The following is a 16054-nucleotide window of genomic DNA, read 5'->3' as shown; positions in this document are numbered from 1 at the left end:
GGCCGCCGCACCGGAACGCGCCGGGTCCCGTCGACCCGCCGGCGGCGTGCGGCCTAGCGTCGGCGCGTCCGCCACCACCCACCGAGGGAGCCGGGATGCGGGGTTACCGCGCCGACCGCGCCTTCGACGGCGAGCGGGTGGTGCCCGGCGGCGCGCTGGTGCTGGTGGAGGGCGGCCACATCGTCGGCGTCGAGCCGGCCGGCGCGGCGGTCCCCGACGGCGTCCCGGTCACCGCCCCGCCCGGCGCCACGCTGCTGCCCGGGCTGGTCGACACCCACGTGCACCTGTGCGGCGACAGCGGCCCGCGCGCGCTCGACCAGCTGCCGGAGCTGGCTCCCGAGCAGCTCGACGCGATCGTGGCCGCCGCGCTGCAGCAGCAGCTGGCCGCCGGGGTCACCGCGGTGCGCGACCTGGGCGACGTCCGGTGGGCGGTCGTGGAGCGGGCGCCGCTCACCGGGCCGACGGTCGTCGCCGCCGGACCGCCGATCACCTCTCCCCGGGGGCACTGCTGGTCGATGGGCGGGGAGGCCGCCGGCGTGCCGGCGCTGCGCGCGGCGGTGCGGGAGCGGGCCGAGCGCGGCGCCGGCGTGGTCAAGGTCATGGCCAGCGGCGGCGCGATGACCGCGGGCACCGACCTGGCGGCCTGCCAGTTCACCGCCGCCGAGGTGCGCGCCGTGGTGGCGGAGGCGCACCGGCTGGGCCTGCCGGTGACCGTGCACGCGCACGCGCTGGCCGCCGTCCGGCAGGCCCTCGACGCGGGTGCCGACGGGATCGAGCACTGCTCGGGCCTGACCGCCACCGGGTGGGGCGTACCGCCGGCGCTGGCCGGGCAGCTGGCCCGCGCCGGCACCGTCGTCTGCCCCACCCTCGGCCTCGCGCCCGGCGTGCAGCCCCCGCCGCGGGTCCAGGAGCTCATCGACCGGCTGGGCATGACCGAGCCGGCGCGGGCCGAGGAGGCCGCCCGGCTGCACGCCGCCGGGGTGGCCGTCGTCAGCGGCGTCGACAGCGGGATCGGCCCGGGCAAGCCGCACGGCCTGCTCCCCCACGCGATCGCCTCCCTGGTCGCCGGCGGCGTGCCGCCGGCCGAGGCGCTGGCCTCGGCGACCGGCCGCGCCGCCCAGGCGTGCGGCCTCGGCGGGCGCACCGGGCGGCTGGCGGCCGGGCTGGACGCCGACCTGCTGCTCGTCGACGGCGACCCGGCCGTCGACGTCACCGCGCTGCAGCGGGTCCGGCTCGTGGTCTCCCGCGGCCGGGAGGTCGGGCCGGCGGCCTGAGCCTCAGGGGCAGCTGGCGGCCGGCTCCCGGGCGGCGAGGACGCCGGCGAGCTCGGCGAGGCCGACGCCGGTGAGGGTGTCGCGCAGCACCAGCCCGGGCGCGGGGGTCAGCGGCTGCAGCGACGGGACGCCGAGCACCGCGGCGCCGGCGGCCAGGCCCGCGGTCACGCCGGCGGCGGAGTCCTCCACGACCACGCAGCAGGACGGGTCGACGCCGAGCGCCGAAGCGGCCTGCAGGTAGGGCGAGGGGTCGGGCTTGCGGGCGGGTACCTCGTCGCCGCAGACGGTCAGGTCGAAGGGCGGGACGTCGGGGAAGGCGCGCTCGACCTGGGCGAGCACGAGGTCGGCCAGCCGGCGCGGCGTCGTCGTCACCAGGGCGGTGGGGACCGCGGCGGCGCGCAGTTCGGCGATCAGCTCGCGCGCGCCCGGCCGCCAGTGCACGTCGGTGGCCAGGAGCCCGGCGACGGCGTCCTCGACCCAGGCGGCGTCGTCCTGCCAGTGGTCCTCGCGGTCGAGGCCGAGGTCGGCGTGCAGGACCCGCATCGAGGAGCGCATCGAGGTGCCCACGGTGGCCTCGCGGGCGGGTGGGCTCAGCTCGCCGCCCAGCCGGCGGGCGAGGGCGGCCAGCGCCGTCCCCCAGTGCTGCTCGGTCTCGACGAGGGTGCCGTCCATGTCGAACAGGACGGCGGCGGGAGTGGTGGGCATCTGACCTGCGGTCTTCCTCGGTGGCTCGACCCTCCGGGTGCCCGACGGGCACACCCCGGAGCGGTCCCGGACAGGATCGCGGCCCTCACCGCACGCGCCGTGAGCTCGTCGTCGGGCTCACGAGGGGCGCACACGCGGTCGGCGGCCTCGGAGGCCAGTGTCCCAGCCGACGCGGGACGGCGACCGCTCGGCTCAGCGGGGACCGGCCCGGCCGCGCGCCCCACCCGGGTGCGCGCCGAGGGCGCCGTGGACGACCGCCCGCGCGAACTGCCGGACGGCGTCGGGTGGGACGGCTCCCGGTCCGGCGACGAGCACGAACAGCGCTCCCCCGCAGAGGGTCGTGAGGCTGCCGACCGCCTCGGGCGGGACGCGCAGGCCCAGCGCGGCGTGCCCGTCGGCGGTGGAGGCGGCCGCCACGGGCTCCAGGTGGGCCAGGGCGGCGGCCGGCGCCGGGCGCCGTCTCGCCTCGAGCTGCAGCTCGAAGATCGCCAGGTACCGGTCGTGCGACACGGTGGCGGCGTCGACGAGTGACGCGGCGAGCAACTCGGTCAGGGGGTCGGACGCCCCGCCGACGTCGACCGCGCGGTCGGTGCGCCCCGCGTCGGCCGGGTACAGGGACACGACCCGCTCGGCCGTGGCCACCAGCAGCTCCTCGCGGCTGCGGAAGTCGTTCACCGCCGTCCCCGCCGGCAGACCCGCCGCCCGCTCGACCGCGCGGTGGGTCAGGCCGGGGACGCCCTCGGCGGCCAGCAGGCCGATGCCCGCGTCGCTCGCTCGGTGGCATCCCGTCGTCAGGCGCCCTCGACCGACGTCTCCGGGCGGTCGAGCTCCTGGTCAGGCCGACGTCTCCGGCCGGGCCGGTGCCGGCGGCGGAGGGTGGCCGGCCGGTCCCCCGGATCCGGCCGGGTACTCGCGCAGCGGCACCTCGCCGGCGGCCCACGCGGCCAGCACCGGCTCGACGATGCGCCAGCTCTCCTCTGCCTCGACGTCGCTGATCGACGGGGTGGTGTCACCGTCGAGCAGCTCGCGCAGCAGCAGGGCGTAGGCGGGCAGGTCGTGCGGTGCCATCCGCGCCGCGAGCACCTCGCGCTCGAGGTCGAACGGGTCCCCGGTGCCGTTGAGGTCGACCTCCAGCGCGATGGCGTCGGGGGACAGCGAGAGCCGCAGCACGTCCGGTTCGGGCTCCGCGTCCAGGAACGGCAGGTGGGGCACCGGCCGGAACCGCACGACGATCTCCTGGCGGGCAGCACCCAGGGCCTTGCCGCTCCGCAGGCGGAACGGCACGCCGGCCCATCGCCAGTTGTCCACCGTCACGGTGAGTTCCGCGTAGGTCTCGGTCTGCCGGGCGGGGTCGACGCCGTCCTCGTCGGTGTAGGCCGGCACCGCGCGGCCGGCCACGGTGCCCGCGGTGTAACGGCCGCGCACGCTGGCGGCCCGCACGTCGGCGGGCGGCCGGACGGCCCGGAGCACGTCGGCCTTGCGGGCCGGCAGGGAGGAGGCGTCCACGGTGAGCGGGGGTTCCATGGCCACGACGGCGAGCAGTTGCAGCAGGTGGTTCTGCACCATGTCCCGCAGGGCGCCGGCCCGGTCGTAGTAGCCGGCCCGCCCCTCCAGGCCGAGGGTCTCGTCGGCGACGATGTCCACCCGCTCGACGTGGGCGGCGTTCCACACCGGCTCGAAGACCCGGTTGGCGAAGCGCAGGCCGAGGACGTCGAGCACGGTCTGCTTGGCCAGGAAGTGGTCGACGCGGAAGACCGCCTCCTCGGGCAGGAGCCGGTGCAGCAGCTCGTTGAGCACCCGCGCGTCGGCCCGGTCGGTGCCGAAGGGCTTCTCGACGACCACGCGGGCACCCTCCGGCAGCCCGACCTCGGCCAGGGCCGTCAGCGTGGGACGGAACAGCGTGTGCGGCAGGGCCAGGTAGACCACCGGCTCGCCGTCCACCCGGGACAGCGCGGCCCGCAGGTCGTCGGGGTCGGTCACGTCCCGGGCTGCGAAGTCCAGCCGGCCGACGAGCCGGTCACGGGTGGCCTCCGGCAGCTCTCCGGCGTGCGCGGCCAGCCGGCCGCGTGCCCACTCCCGGTAGGCCCGCCGGTCCCACTCGTCCCGGGCCACGGCGAGCAGGCCGCTCTCGTCGCCGAGGACGCCGGTCTCGTGCAGCCGGGCCAGCGAGGGCAGGAGCAGCCGCCCGGTGAGGTCACCGGTGCCGCCCAGCACGACGAACGAGCGGCTCACCGCGCCCGCCCCCGGGCCGCCTCGGCCCGCGCCAGCTTCGCCCCGCTGGCGATCAGCCCGAGGTGGCTGAACGCCTGCGGGAAGTTGCCCAGGAACGCGCCGGTGCCCGGGTCGATCTCCTCCGGCAGCAGGCCCAGGTGGTTGGCCCGGGCGCACAGCGAGTCGAACACGTCGTGGGCCTCCTCCAGGCGCCCCTGCCCCGTCAGGTTGTCGGCCAGCCAGGAGCTGCAGAGCAGGAACGCGCCCTCCCCGCCCGGCAGCCCGTCGTCGGACTCCTCGTGCAGGTAGCGGTAGAGCAGTCCGTCGCCGGCATCCAGGTGCCGACTCACCGCCGCGACCGTGGCCACCATCCGCGGGTCGTCGAAGGGCAGCAGACCGCGCAGGGGCAGGGTGAGCAGCGAGGCGTCCAGGCCGCCGCGCCGGCCGCCGTCGTCGTCGGCGAGCTGCTCGGTGAACGTCTCGCGCTCGGGGTCCCAGGCCCGCTCGAGCACCGCGGAGCGGATGCGGTCGAGCTCGGCCCGCCACCGGTCGCGCGGGTGGTCCAGCCCCCGCGCGTCGGCGATCCGCAGCGCCCGCTCGACGGCGACCGCGCACAGCGCCACCGAGTAGGTGAACGGCCGCCCGGGACTGCGGACCTCCCAGATGCCGTGGTCGGGGGTGGTCCAGTTCTCGATGGCGGCCTCGGTGAGGTCGCACAGCGCCGTCCACAGGTGGTCGTCGACCCGGCCTCCGGACCTGACCCATCCCCAGGCGACGTCGAGCAGCTCCCCGTGCACGTCGTGCTGGGTCTGCCCGGCCGCGTCGTTGCCCCACCGCACCGGCGCCGACCCGCGGTAGCCCGAGAGCGCGGCGTCCTCCTGCTCCGGCGGCGGCTGACCGCCGTCGAGGGCGTACATCAGGTGCGGTCGCCCGTCCCGCTCGACGTTGGTCAGCGTCCAGGCGAGGAAGGCCCGGGACTCGCCGGGCATCCCCACCTGCCGCAGGGCGTAGGTGGAGAACGCGGCGTCGCGCACCCACGTGTAGCGGTAGTCCCAGTTGCGCACGCCGCCGATCTCCTCCGGCAGGGACGACGTCGCCGCCGCCATGATCGCCCCGCTCGGTACGTGGTCGAGCATCTTCAGCGCCAGCGCCGAGCGCAGGACCAGGCCGCGCTGGGGGCCCTCGTAGTCCAGCTTCCCGGCCCACGACCGCCAGACCTGGGCGGTCTGGTGCACCAGCCGGGCCGGGTCGGCGCGGTCGAGCAGCCGCGTGGTGCCCGACCAGTGCAGGGAGGCGGTCAGCCGTTCCCCGGCGCGCAGCTGCACCGTGCCCCCGATCGACCCGTCCGGAGCGACCTCCAGGTCGTGGGAGCACCACAGCACCAGGACCAGCTCGGGACGGGCGGGCCAGTGGATGCGCCAGGCACCGCTCTCGCGGGTGACGCGCACGTCGTCGCGCGGGGCGAGTCGCACCTCCAGCTCGGCGGCGCCCGAGACGACCCTCGCGACCCGCAGCAGCTCGCTGCGGCCGGCCGGGACGAGCTCGCCCAGATCGGCTCCGGAGCGCAGCGCCAGGCAGTCGGTGAGCTCCACGACGCCGTCCGGACCGGTCAGCTCGGTGACGAGCACGTTGCTCTCGTCGAGGTAGCGCTGCCCACCGGCCCGCAGTCCGCGCGGGGCGAGGGTGAAGGCACCGCCGCGGTCGGCGTCGAGCAGGCCGGCCAGGAACGGCGGGCCGTCGAACTCGGGCAGGCACATCCACGGGATCGACCCGTCGCGGGCGACCAGGGCGCAGGTGGCGCCGTCCCCGATCAGCCCGTGGTCCTCGATGGGCAGGTACCCGTCCACACGGGACAGCGACGTCGTCAGCACGGCGGTGGTCAGCGGATGCGGCTGCGCCGGCCGGTCACGGCGACGTAGACGCCGAGCACGATGACCGCCCCGACGACGGAGCCGATCCAGCCGGCCGTGCCGAACTCGAGACCCCGGCCGCTGAGGAGCCCGCCGAGCAGGTTGCCGACGAAGGAGCCGACGATCCCCAGCACGATGGTGGCGACGATGCTCAGGTCCTGCTTGCCGGGAATGACGGCCCGGGCGATCACGCCGGCCACCAGGCCGATGACGAGCAGGACGATCAGGTCCCAGATCACGATGCCTCCTGTGTGGCGCTGTGAGCTCCCCGTCCGCGGCCGCGGACGGGGGTGGTCCTCCGGACCGCGCGGGCGCACGGACCGGGTGGTCGTGGACCACCGGCCTCGCCGCGCGGACACCTCCCTGGTCGCGCCTGGGACGGCACCGCTGAGCGCCTCCCGCGCCTCGGGGAGCCGGAGGGCATCAGGGCCGGCCGGGCCGGTGGGCGGAGCCCGCCCGGGACGACACCGCCCGCCAGGCGACGAGCCCCACCAGCGCGGAGCCGACGACCAGGAGCACGAGGGCCCACAGCGCCACCTCCAGCAGGGTGCCGAGGACGCCGGCAGCCAGGGCCAGCAGCAGGACGAGCGCGATCCAGAGCACGGGGACCTCCTCAGGGGGAACGGGACGGGCACCTGCGGTCTGCCCCCTGCGGCCCCTCCCCTCCGGTGCACTGTCGGCACGGAAGGCGCACCGGCGCCTGCCGGGACCGGGCACCGGCCGGTACCCCGGTCCCGGGCCCGACGGCCGACTCCTCGGTGAGTCGGCCGGTGGTCGCGGTGACGCGGGGGGCGTCGCCGGGCAGGCAACCGACCGGTGGGACGCGGAGCAGCGAGGCGTCCAGGGCCGGGTCGGCGTGCACCCCGGTGGAGGGCCCGGCGCGGCGCCGGGCCGCCCGTCACCGGTCGACGGGGCCGTCGTCGTCCCCGAGGTGCTCGCCGAGCCGGCTCCACGTCCCGGCCCGGCAGGCGGTCCCTCCTCCCGTGCCGCACCGCGGCAACGGACGCGGGCCCGGCGCGGCGGCCCCGGGCCTCCCCGGTGCGCGGTGTCGGCAACCTGGCCGGCCGGTTGTTCGCCGGGCGCCGTCCTGCCCCCGGGCCGGTGCCCCCTCCTAGCGTCCGGTCCGCAGCCGCAGCACCGCCGGACCCGCGCTGGTGCGACGACGCTCCGACCCGTCAGGAGGCCGGGATGACCACCCTCACGCCACGACCGACGGACCGCACGACCCGGCCGCCCGCGCCGTGGCAGCCACCGACCCAGCTGCGCGAGCTGGGGCGCACCGGCCCCGTGGCCTCCGTCTACCTCGGGACGCGCGGCGGCGTCCGCGACGGCGCCGACCGGGTGCTCGCGCGCTGGCAGGCGATGCGACGCCGGCTGCGGGACGAGGGCGCGACCGAGTCGCTGCTGGAGACGCTCGACGAGTGCGTGCGCCAGGCGCCGCCGAGCGGGCCGACCGTGGACGGGCAGACGGTGGCCGCCTTCGCCGGCGCCGACGGCCGCGGCCACGTCGAGCACCTGTCCCGGACGGTGGCCGAGCAGGCCTCCCTCGGTCCCTACCCGCACCTGTCCCCTCTGCTCGCGGCACGGCACCGGGAGGTCCCGGTGGTCGTCGTGCTCACCGAGCGGCGGGGCGCCGACCTGCTCCTCGTCGAGCCCGGGGCCCCGGACCTCCTCTGCCAGGTCGTCGGCGAGGACCTGCTCATCCGGGGCTCGGCCCCCGACGAGCTGCTCGCCCGGGCCGAGGAGCAGTGGACGTCCGACGCGCGGGCCGTCGGCGAGGCCCTGACCTGGCTGGTGGACTGCAGCCGGGCCCGGCTGGTCGTCACCGGCGGCCAGGCCGGGACGACGCCGCTCCTGCGCGCCCGGCTCGAGCCCCGGACGCGGTCGCTGCTCGTCCCCGTCCGGTCGGCCCCCGACGCCCGGTCGCTGACCGCCCGGGCGCGGCTGATGGCAGCCGACGCCGCCGCGGTCGAGGAGGCCGCCGTCGTCGACGAGGTGCTCGGCGGCCTCTCCGACGGCCGGGCCTGCGTCGGGGTCTCGGCGACGCTGCGGGCGGTCGTGCACGGCCAGGCCGAGGAGGTGCTCATCGCGCCGGACGCGGCCGACCACCACCGCGTGCGGCGGCTGGTGCTCGACCGCCCGGCCGCCCTCGGCGGGCGCCGCCGCGCCGCACCGCCGGTCGAGCGCTCCGTCCGCCTGTCCGACGTCCTCGTGCACGCGGCAGGCGCCACGTCCGCCGTCGTCCGCACCGTCCGGGACGGACGACGGCTCGACGGAGGGGTGGGCGCCCTCCTGCGCGCTCCCGTCGACGTGTCCCGACCCCCGAGGAGGCGAGTGCTGTCATGAGCTCCCCCGATCCGATCCGACCGGCCCGCGAGGGCGCACCGGCGACGGGCACCGAGCCGGCCACCGTGGCCGGCTGCCTGCGCCTGGCCGCCGGCCTCACCCAGCAGGAGCGCCAGGTCCTGGTGCGCATGCTCGCCCGCCTGGACGCCCAGCTGGCCCGCCACCCGGCGCGCGACGTGGAGCTCGAGGTCTCCCTCAAGGGCCGCGGGAGCCCGGGCCAGCGGCTCACCCTCGAGTGCTGGATCCCCGGGCGACCCCGCCTGGTGGCCAGCTCGGCGCAGCGCCACCTCGACGAGGCGGTCAGGAGGGTGTGCGAGGGCCTGCGGCGGCAGCTGGACGACACGGCCACCCGCCGGGAACCGCGCAGCAACCGGCGGCTGCGGCGCACGCTCACCGCTGCACCGGCCATCACACCGGCCATCACACCGGCCGTCGCACCTGCCGGTGCCGGCGCCGCGGACGGCGCCCCCGTCCCCACGGCGGGGAGGAGGGTCCGGTGACCGCGGTCCTGGGCGGCGCTCCGGTCCGCCGGGCAGGGCGGGCCCTCCTGCACCTGGGCACGCTGGCGGTCGGCGCGTGCTGCGTGGGCGCGGCGCTCCTCGGTGCGCTGTACGCCGGCCCCCGGGTCCTCCCCGTGGCCCTGGTGTCCGGGGCCGCCGCCTGGGCCCTGGCCCGGTCGATCCGGCGCCTGGCCGACGCGGCCAGGCCGGCCGGCGTCGCCGCGCCGCCCCCGTCCAACGGCGTGCTGGTGGCGACCGCCGCCGCGCTGGTCGTCCCGTTCGGCACCGGCATCCAGGTGCTGGGGGCCGCGGGAGCCCACCTCCTGCTGGTGGCGGTCGGCCTGCTGTCGGTCCACGGCACGGTGTGGATCCACCGGCTGGACCCGGGAGCGGTCCCGGCCGGCCGGGGAGGTCCCGCACCGCTGCGCGAGGACCCCGCCGACACCTGTCCCCCGCCCGAGCTGCTCCGGACGCTCCCCCTCGAGGACCTGGTCGCCGAGTGGCACGCCTCGGGCGATCAGGTGCACCGGTCCTCGGCCGCCCGCCGGCACGCCGTCGTCCAGTGGCGGGAGGCCGTCCTCGAGGAGATCCGGCGGCGCGACCCGGAGGGGTTCGACCACTGGCTGTGCACCGGCGCGGCGGGTGCACCGGAACGCCACCTCCGTGCGGTCGCGGACGACACGGCGCCGCGACCGGACGAGTCGGCCTGCTGACCGCCCGCCACCACCCGCACCGCAGGAGGTGCTGGTGACACGCACGCCGGTGCTCCGCGCCGTCCGGCCGCCGTCGGACCCGCGGACCGGCAGCCTGCGCGGTCGCTGCACCGGCGGCACCGTCGACGGCCGGGACCTGCCCGACTCCGCCGCCGAGGACGGCGCCGGCCCCGGCCGCGGCACCGGGACCCGCACGGAGCTCACGGTGACCGTCGACAGCTGGCGCTGGGCGGGCGTGTCGTTCCGGCTGCGCACCGGCGAGGCGCTGGGCACCGGACGCCAGGAGGCCGACCTCGACGGCAGCGGCGCCCCGTCGGGGCTGGAGCGTCACCCCCTCGGGCCGTTCCTCGCCGCGTGGCGGGCCGGCGACGTCCCCTGCTGCACCACCCGGCGAGGTCGGACGGTCCCGTCGCGCCGTGGGGGCGGATCCGGCCAGCGGCGCTCCGGACCACTCTGCCGGTCCGCGGCAGGTCCGGTACGGCCGGCTTGCCGGGACCACGCGGTGAGCCCCGGCGGCCGACCGGTATCCGATCCCCGATCCCCGTCGTCCGACCCCGGAGGCTCGCCGTCGTGACGTCCAGCGGAGTGCTCGCGTGCGGGTGAGCGGCCGGCACGCCGGTCCCGGACGGCGCTGATGCCCGCCGTCGCCCTGGTGGTCATGGCCGTGCTGGCCGCGGCCGCCCCCCTGCTCCACCGGCGCCTGGGGCGGAACACCGGCTACGTGCTCGCCGCCGGGTTCGCCGTCACCGGCGCGCTGCTGGCCACCGGGGCGCCGACCGTGCTCGACGGCGGTGCGGTGACCGCCTCCTGGTCCTGGCTGCCCTCGCTGCAGGTGTCGTTCGCCCTGCGCCTGGACGGCCTGGCCGCGCTCTTCTGCCTGATCGTCCTCGGCGTGGGCACGCTGATCATGGCCTACTGCCCGCGGTACGTGGGCGACGGCGGCCGCACCGGGACCGTCTACGGCCTGCTCACCGCCTTCGCCGGGGCCATGCTCGGGCTCGTCCTGGCCGCCGACCTGGTGCTGCTGTACGTGTTCTGGGAGCTGACGACCGTCTGCTCGTTCTTCCTCCTGGCGACGGCGGGCCGGGTGGCGGTGGCACCGGCCCGGCGGGCGCTGCTGATCACCGCGGCCGGCGGGCTGGCGCTGCTCGTCGCGGTCGTCGCGCTGTCGGTGGTCGTCGGCAGCACCGACCTGTCCACCGTCCTCGCCGCCCGCGACGAGGTGCTCGCCTCGCCGCTGGCCTGGCCGATCGGCGCGCTGATCGCCTTCGCCGCGTTCACCAAGTCCGCCCAGGTGCCACTGCACTCCTGGCTGCCCGGCGCCATGGTCGCCATGACCCCGGTGAGCGCCTACCTGCACGCGGCGACCATGGTCAAGGCCGGCATCTACCTGCTCATGCGGACCACGCCGCTGTTCGCCGGGCAGCCGGCCTGGTCGGCGCTGCTGGTCACCGTGGGACTGGCGTCGGCGGTCACCGGCGCCTTCCTGGCGCTGCGCGAGCACGACCTCAAGGCGATCCTGGCCCAGTCGACGGTCAGCCAACTGGGCCTGCTCGTCGCGGTGATCGGCGTCGGCACCCCCACCGCGCTGGCCGCGGCCATGCTGCACACCTTCGCCCACGCCCTGTTCAAGGCGACGCTGTTCATGCTCGTGGGGGTCGTCGACAAGGAGACCGGCAGCCGCGACATCCGGGAGCTGTCGGGCCTGCGCCGGGTCATGCCGGTCACCGCGACCGTCACCGCCCTGGCCGCGCTGTCGATGGCCGGCGTCCCCCCGATGCTGGGCTTCGTCAGCAAGGAGTACCTGTTCCAGTCGCTGGTCCAGGCCGACGTCGCGCCGTGGGCCGGACCGGTCGCCGGCGCCCTCGCCGTCGCGGCGTCGGCGCTGACCTTCGCCTACGGCGTGCGGATCGTCCACGGCGCCTTCGGCGGGCCGGTCCGCCAGCCCGACCTCTACGAGCCCTCCCCCGCGTTCCTGGCCCCGGCCGTGGTCGCGGCCTCGGCGGGGCTGCTGCTGGGGCCGGGGATCGCCTGGGTGCGGCCGGTGGTCACCCGCGCGGCGGCCGACGTCGTGCCCGCCGGCGAGGTGCCGCAGTTCGAGTTCTGGCACGGCCTGAGCCCCGAGGTGGTCATGTCGGCGATCACCATCGCCGTCGGCACCGCCCTGTTCCTGCGGCGCGACCCGGTCGACCGGGCACTGCAGCGGCTGCGGCTCCCCGACGGCGCGGCGGTGTTCGACCGCGCCCACGACGCGGTGCTCGACCTCGGCTCCGCCGTGGGGCGGCCCGACCGCAGCCGCGACCTGGCTCCCCACCTGGCCCGCCCGCTCGTGGCGCTGGGAGTGCTCGGCGCCGTGGGCGTGGCCGCGGTCGGCGGGCTGCCGGAGCGCGGGCCCACCGACCGGGCGCTGGACTGGCCGGTGCTCGCGCTGCTCGTCCTCACCGTCGCCGGCACGGTGCTGGCCCGGTCGGCGCTGGCCGCCCTGGGGCTGGTCGGCGTCGTCGGCCTCGTCGTCGCGGTGTGGTTCCTGCTGGCCGGCGCCGTCGACGTGGCCCTCACCCTGCTGCTGGTGGAGGTCCTCACCGCGGTCGTCGCCGTCCTGGTGCTGCGGTCCCGGCCACCGCGGCTGCCGGGCTCGGACCGCCCGCGCACCGTGCTGGCCGCCGGCCTCGCCGTCGCCGCCGGGACCGGTGCGGCGGCCGCGGTGTACGCGCTCACCGGCCGCCGCGGGATCTCCGGGGCCGGGGCGTGGTTCCTGGACAACGCCGAGCCGCAGACCGGCGGCACCAACGTCGTCAACACCGTGCTCGTCGACTTCCGCGGCATGGACACCCTGGGTGAGGCGATCGTGCTGGGTGCCGCCGCGCTCGGGCTGCTCGTGGTCGTGGCACGGCGGGCCCCCGAGGCGGCGCCGGACCGGGCGGCACGGGGCCGGCCGGACGGGACCGGCGGCGGCCTCGTGCTGCAGGTCGCCGCCCGGGTGCTCGTGCCGGGGATGGCCGCTCTCTCGCTGTGGCTGCTGTGGCGGGGTCACGACGAGCCCGGCGGCGGCTTCATCTCCGCGCTCGTCGCCGGGACCGCCGTCGGCCTGCACCAGACCGCGCACGCCTTCCCGGGCCTGCCGCGCCTGCTGCGCCCCACCTCGCTGGTCGGTGGCGGCCTGCTGCTCGCCCTCGGCACGGGCCTGTTCGCCGTCGTCCGGGGTGAGCCCCTCCTCACCCCGGTCGAGGTGCCGCTGCTGGGCGCCCTCGGCATCGGCTCGGCGCTGCTGTTCGACCTCGGGGTCTACCTGCTGGTGCTGGCCCTGCTGGTCACGGCGTTCGACCGGCTCGGCGGCGGACCGGTCCCGGCGGTCCCCGGCCCGTCCTCCGGTGACCACCGGGAGGTCGCCGCCACTCCCGACGTCCCGAGCCGACAGGGGGCACCATGACCGCAGCCGTCGCCGTCGGCGTCCTCGTCGCCGGGGGCGTCTTCCTCGTCCTGCAGCGCGGCCTGCTGCGGGTGGTCCTCGGCTTCGTGCTGCTCGGGCACGCGGTCAACGTCCTCGTGCTCTCCGCCGGGGGCATGCAGCGGCGGGACCTGCCGCTGATCGGCCAGGGCGACCCCGCCGCGGCCGCCGACCCGCTGCCCCAGGCCTTCGTGCTCACCGCGATCGTCATCACCTTCGGCATCACCGTCTACCTGCTGGCCCTGGTCCGGGCCGGGGACGGGGACGAGGACGCCGGCGGGGACGCCGGCGGGGACGCCGGCGGGGACACCGGTGGCGACGGGGAGCCCGACGTCGCCGGCCGCGTGCCGGCCGACCGCACCCGGGGCGCCCGGTGAACGGCGGCCTGCTGGCCGTCCCGGTGGTGGCCCCGCTGGCCGCCGCCGGGCTGCTCGTGCTGTTCGACCCCCCCGGACGGAGCCGGTCCCCGCTGCTGCGCCGGGCGGTCGGGACGACGGTGAGCGCCGGGGTCCTCACCGTCGCCGCGGTGCTGCTCGCCGGCACGCTCGACGGCGACCGGCCGGTGCTCCGGCTCGGCGGCTGGCCGGCGGGCATCGCCGTCACGCTGACCGGCGACGTGCTCAGCGCCCTGGTGCTGGCCGTCACCGCGCTGCTGGTGCTGGTCTCCCTCGCCTTCGCCGCGGCCACCGGGGAGGACGAGGCGCCCTTCTTCGTGCCCCTCGCCCTCGTCCTGTCCGCGGGTGTGTACGGCGCCCTGCTCACCGCCGACCTGTTCAACCTCTTCGTGTTCGTCGAGGTGATGCTGGTCCCGAGCTACGTGCTGCTGACCGCCGCCGGCGGGGGACGGCGGCTGGCCGCCGGCCGCCTGTACGTGACGGTCAACCTGCTGGCCTCCACGGTCTTCCTGGGCGGCGTGGGCCTGCTCTACGGCGTGACGGGGACGGTGGACCTCGGCGAGCTGGTCGGCGCGGCCGCGGCGAGCCCGGCCGTCGCGGTCGCGGGCGCCGTGGTGCTGCTGGCGATGGCGGTGAAGTCCGCCGTCGTCCCGCTGCACAGCTGGCTGCCGGCGACGTACTCGGCCACCGGCCCGGCCGTGACCGTGCTGTTCTCCGGGCTGCTCACCAAGGTGGGCGTCTACGCCCTGATCCGGATCCACACCGTGCTCTTCGACGGCGACCGGCGCTTCCTCTGGGTGGTCCTGGCCGCGGCGCTGCTGACGATGGTGGTCGGCGTGCTCGGCGCGGTCGGCGAGAAGGCGATGCGCCCGGTGCTGACCGCGCACATGGTCAGCCAGATCGGGTACGTGGTGCTGGGGCTGGCGCTGTCCACCCCCGCCGGGCTGGCCGCGGCCGTCTTCTTCCTCGTGCAGTACGTCCTGGTCAAGGCGGCGCTGCTGGTGTGCGCCGGCGCGGTGCGCGTGGGCCACGGCACCGAGGACCTCGCCCGGCTGGGCGGCCTGGGCCGCCGCGAGCCGGCGCTGGCCCTCGCCTTCGGCGTCTCGGCGCTGGCCCTGGTGGGCATCCCGCCGCTGTCGGGCTTCGTGGCCAAGCTGGGGCTGACGACGGCCGCCGTGGCCGAGGGGCAGTACCTGGCCGCCGCGGTCGTCGTCGGGGTCAGCCTGCTGACGCTCACCTCGATGCTCAAGGTCTGGAACACCGTGTTCTGGCAGGCGCCGCCGGAGGACGCCGGGGCCGGCGGGCACCCCCGCGACGGCGACCGGCGCGACGACGGGGGGCGGGGCACCGCCACCGCGGCGCGCACCCGGCTGCGGCCGGCCCTGACCGCCCCGGCGCTGGTGCTGGCCGGCCTGGCGGTGGTGCTCGGCGTGTGGGCCGAGCCGCTGCTCGCGGCCGCCGACGCCGCGGCCGCCGGCCTGCTGGACACCGGGGCCTACGCCGAGGCGGTGACCGGGCCGTGAGCGTCGCCGGTCCCCCGCCGCTGCCGCGCCGCGCCCTCCTGCGCGCCCGCCGCGTGGCCGCCTTCGCCGCGGCGTACGCGCTGCGGTTCCTGCGGGCCAACTACGCGGTGGCGCGCGAGATCGTCACCCCCGGGGAGGGCCTGGCCCCCGCCGTGGTGGAGGTGCCGCTGCGGTCCCGGACCCGCGTCGAGGTGGCCTCCTACGCGAGCCTGGTCACCCTCACCCCGGGGACGATGGTGCTGGCGATCAGCGAGGACCACTCGCGGCTGACCGTGCACGGCATGCACGCCGGCGACCTCGACGCCTTCCGCGCGGACCTGCGCGCCCTCGAGGACCAGATGCTGTCGGCCTGGCGGCCGGTGGGATCCGAGGACGGGGGATCCGAGGACCCCGGCGCCGGCCCCGACCTCAGGAGGAGAACGACGTGATCCTGCTGGACGCCGCCCTCGTCGTCCTGGCCCTGGCGCTGGGGGCGGCGACCCTGCGGCTGGTCGCCGGACCCACGGACGCCGACCGGGCGCTGGCCGTGGACCTCGGCTTCGCGGTGGTCGTCGCGGCGATCGCCCTGCTGGCCGTGCGGCTGGACCGCCCGGCGCTGCTGGACCTGGTCCTCGTGGCCACGCTCGTCGGCTTCCTGTCGACGGTCGCCTTCGCCCGGCTGGTCGCCGCGAGGTCGTCGTCGTGACACCGCAGACGCTGGTCGGGGACGTGTTCGTGGGACTCGGCGTGCTGCTGATCGGCATCGCCGCCGTGGGCCTGCTGCGCCTGCCCGACGTGTACAACCGGGCGAACGCCGTGGCGAAGGCGGCCAGCCTGGGCCTGGTGTCGGTGCTGCTCGGCGTCGTGGTGCTCGCACCGAGCGGCACCGCGGTGGTGGTGCTGCTGGTCGCCGCCGCCCTGCAGCTGTTCACCGTGCCGATCGCCGGCTACGCCATCGGCGAGGCGGCCTGGCTGTCGCGGGCGCCGCTGGTCCCGGGGACCCACCGCGACCGGCCGGACGGAGGCGGCGGCACGGGCGCCTGACCCGTG

At 77.4% G+C, this 16054-nt stretch carries 17 protein-coding genes; 11 read left to right on the top strand and 6 right to left on the bottom strand.

Annotation, left to right across the window (positions count from 1 at the left end; all coding sequences use genetic code 11):
- The first annotated feature begins 95 nt into the window (after nucleotides 1–95).
- The gene (locus BMZ33_RS02505; protein WP_091107388.1) at nucleotides 96–1274 is read left to right on the top strand and encodes an amidohydrolase family protein; all 1179 of its coding nucleotides are present in this window, start codon (nucleotides 96–98) and stop codon (nucleotides 1272–1274) included.
- A 3-nt stretch (nucleotides 1275–1277) separates the two neighbouring features.
- On the opposite strand, the gene BMZ33_RS02500 is transcribed toward BMZ33_RS02505, so the two are convergent.
- The 6 genes from BMZ33_RS02500 to BMZ33_RS02475 all read right to left on the bottom strand — a co-directional run bounded on the left by BMZ33_RS02500 (nucleotide 1278) and on the right by BMZ33_RS02475 (nucleotide 6703).
- The gene (locus BMZ33_RS02500; protein ID WP_169063786.1) at nucleotides 1278–1979 is read right to left on the bottom strand and encodes an HAD family hydrolase; all 702 of its coding nucleotides are present in this window, start codon (nucleotides 1977–1979) and stop codon (nucleotides 1278–1280) included.
- Between the two features lie 192 nt (nucleotides 1980–2171).
- Nucleotides 2172–2654: a TetR/AcrR family transcriptional regulator gene (locus tag BMZ33_RS02495; RefSeq protein WP_169063785.1), complete on the bottom strand. Its 483-nt coding sequence runs from the start codon at nucleotides 2652–2654 to the stop codon at nucleotides 2172–2174.
- Between the two features lie 159 nt (nucleotides 2655–2813).
- Complete coding sequence (locus tag BMZ33_RS02490) at nucleotides 2814–4211, bottom strand: glucose-6-phosphate dehydrogenase (RefSeq protein WP_091107385.1); 1398 nt, start codon at nucleotides 4209–4211, stop codon at nucleotides 2814–2816.
- The gene (locus BMZ33_RS02485; protein WP_091107383.1) at nucleotides 4208–6061 is read right to left on the bottom strand and encodes a glycoside hydrolase family 15 protein; all 1854 of its coding nucleotides are present in this window, start codon (nucleotides 6059–6061) and stop codon (nucleotides 4208–4210) included. Before BMZ33_RS02485 ends, BMZ33_RS02490 begins: the two co-directional genes overlap by 4 nt.
- An 8-nt stretch (nucleotides 6062–6069) precedes the next feature.
- Complete coding sequence (locus BMZ33_RS02480) at nucleotides 6070–6339, bottom strand: GlsB/YeaQ/YmgE family stress response membrane protein (protein WP_091107380.1); 270 nt, start codon at nucleotides 6337–6339, stop codon at nucleotides 6070–6072.
- Between the two features lie 184 nt (nucleotides 6340–6523).
- Entirely contained in the window at nucleotides 6524–6703 is a 180-nt protein-coding gene (locus tag BMZ33_RS02475; protein WP_091107379.1) for a hypothetical protein, read from the bottom strand.
- Nucleotides 6704–7288: 585 nt separating this feature from the next.
- Here BMZ33_RS02475 and BMZ33_RS22965 point away from each other — a divergent pair.
- From BMZ33_RS22965 to BMZ33_RS02425, 10 genes are read left to right on the top strand one after another with little or no spacing between them, the layout of a single operon-like run.
- Complete coding sequence (locus BMZ33_RS22965) at nucleotides 7289–8446, top strand: baeRF2 domain-containing protein (RefSeq protein ID WP_091107377.1); 1158 nt, start codon at nucleotides 7289–7291, stop codon at nucleotides 8444–8446.
- Nucleotides 8443–8946: a hypothetical protein gene (locus BMZ33_RS02465; protein ID WP_091107375.1), complete on the top strand. Its 504-nt coding sequence runs from the start codon at nucleotides 8443–8445 to the stop codon at nucleotides 8944–8946. Before BMZ33_RS22965 ends, BMZ33_RS02465 begins: the two co-directional genes overlap by 4 nt.
- Nucleotides 8943–9659, top strand: a complete 717-nt coding sequence (locus BMZ33_RS23900) for a hypothetical protein (protein ID WP_091107373.1) — start codon at nucleotides 8943–8945, stop codon at nucleotides 9657–9659. The genes BMZ33_RS02465 and BMZ33_RS23900 overlap by 4 nt, the downstream gene beginning before the upstream one ends.
- Nucleotides 9589–10233: a hypothetical protein gene (locus BMZ33_RS23895; protein ID WP_342027941.1), complete on the top strand. Its 645-nt coding sequence runs from the start codon at nucleotides 9589–9591 to the stop codon at nucleotides 10231–10233. Before BMZ33_RS23900 ends, BMZ33_RS23895 begins: the two co-directional genes overlap by 71 nt.
- 60 nt (nucleotides 10234–10293) lie before the next feature.
- A complete protein-coding gene (mbhE, locus tag BMZ33_RS02450; protein WP_169063783.1) occupies nucleotides 10294–13089 on the top strand; it encodes a hydrogen gas-evolving membrane-bound hydrogenase subunit E in 2796 nt (931 codons plus the stop codon).
- Entirely contained in the window at nucleotides 13086–13484 is a 399-nt protein-coding gene (locus BMZ33_RS02445) for a sodium:proton antiporter (protein WP_091107369.1), read from the top strand. The genes mbhE and BMZ33_RS02445 overlap by 4 nt, the downstream gene beginning before the upstream one ends.
- Entirely contained in the window at nucleotides 13481–15025 is a 1545-nt protein-coding gene (locus BMZ33_RS02440; RefSeq protein WP_091107366.1) for a monovalent cation/H+ antiporter subunit D family protein, read from the top strand. Before BMZ33_RS02445 ends, BMZ33_RS02440 begins: the two co-directional genes overlap by 4 nt.
- Complete coding sequence (locus BMZ33_RS02435) at nucleotides 15022–15453, top strand: Na+/H+ antiporter subunit E (RefSeq protein WP_169063782.1); 432 nt, start codon at nucleotides 15022–15024, stop codon at nucleotides 15451–15453. The genes BMZ33_RS02440 and BMZ33_RS02435 overlap by 4 nt, the downstream gene beginning before the upstream one ends.
- The gene (locus BMZ33_RS02430) at nucleotides 15450–15710 is read left to right on the top strand and encodes an MrpF/PhaF family protein (protein ID WP_091107364.1); all 261 of its coding nucleotides are present in this window, start codon (nucleotides 15450–15452) and stop codon (nucleotides 15708–15710) included. Before BMZ33_RS02435 ends, BMZ33_RS02430 begins: the two co-directional genes overlap by 4 nt.
- Nucleotides 15707–16048 (top strand): cation:proton antiporter, encoded by a 342-nt coding sequence (locus BMZ33_RS02425; RefSeq protein ID WP_091107362.1) that lies wholly within the window; start codon nucleotides 15707–15709, stop codon nucleotides 16046–16048. Before BMZ33_RS02430 ends, BMZ33_RS02425 begins: the two co-directional genes overlap by 4 nt.
- The last annotated feature ends 6 nt before the right edge of the window (nucleotides 16049–16054 follow it).

It is taken from the genome of Geodermatophilus dictyosporus (genome assembly GCF_900115505.1).
Lineage (GTDB): Bacteria > Actinomycetota > Actinomycetes > Mycobacteriales > Geodermatophilaceae > Geodermatophilus > Geodermatophilus dictyosporus.
Note: the sequence above shows the minus strand (reverse complement) of the source record. Positions and strands in the feature narration are given on the sequence as shown.

Excerpts from the sequence above, each read along its gene's own strand:
- BMZ33_RS02500 (WP_169063786.1), bottom strand. The coding sequence starts at position 1,979 with ATGCCCACCACTCCCGCCGCCGTCCTGTTCGACATGGACGGCACCCTC.
- BMZ33_RS22965 (WP_091107377.1), top strand. The coding sequence starts at position 7,289 with ATGACCACCCTCACGCCACGACCGACGGACCGCACGACCCGGCCGCCC.
- mbhE (WP_169063783.1), top strand. The coding sequence starts at position 10,294 with ATGCCCGCCGTCGCCCTGGTGGTCATGGCCGTGCTGGCCGCGGCCGCC.
- BMZ33_RS02445 (WP_091107369.1), top strand. The coding sequence starts at position 13,086 with ATGACCGCAGCCGTCGCCGTCGGCGTCCTCGTCGCCGGGGGCGTCTTC.
- BMZ33_RS02465 (WP_091107375.1), top strand. The coding sequence starts at position 8,443 with ATGAGCTCCCCCGATCCGATCCGACCGGCCCGCGAGGGCGCACCGGCG.
- BMZ33_RS02505 (WP_091107388.1), top strand. The coding sequence starts at position 96 with ATGCGGGGTTACCGCGCCGACCGCGCCTTCGACGGCGAGCGGGTGGTG.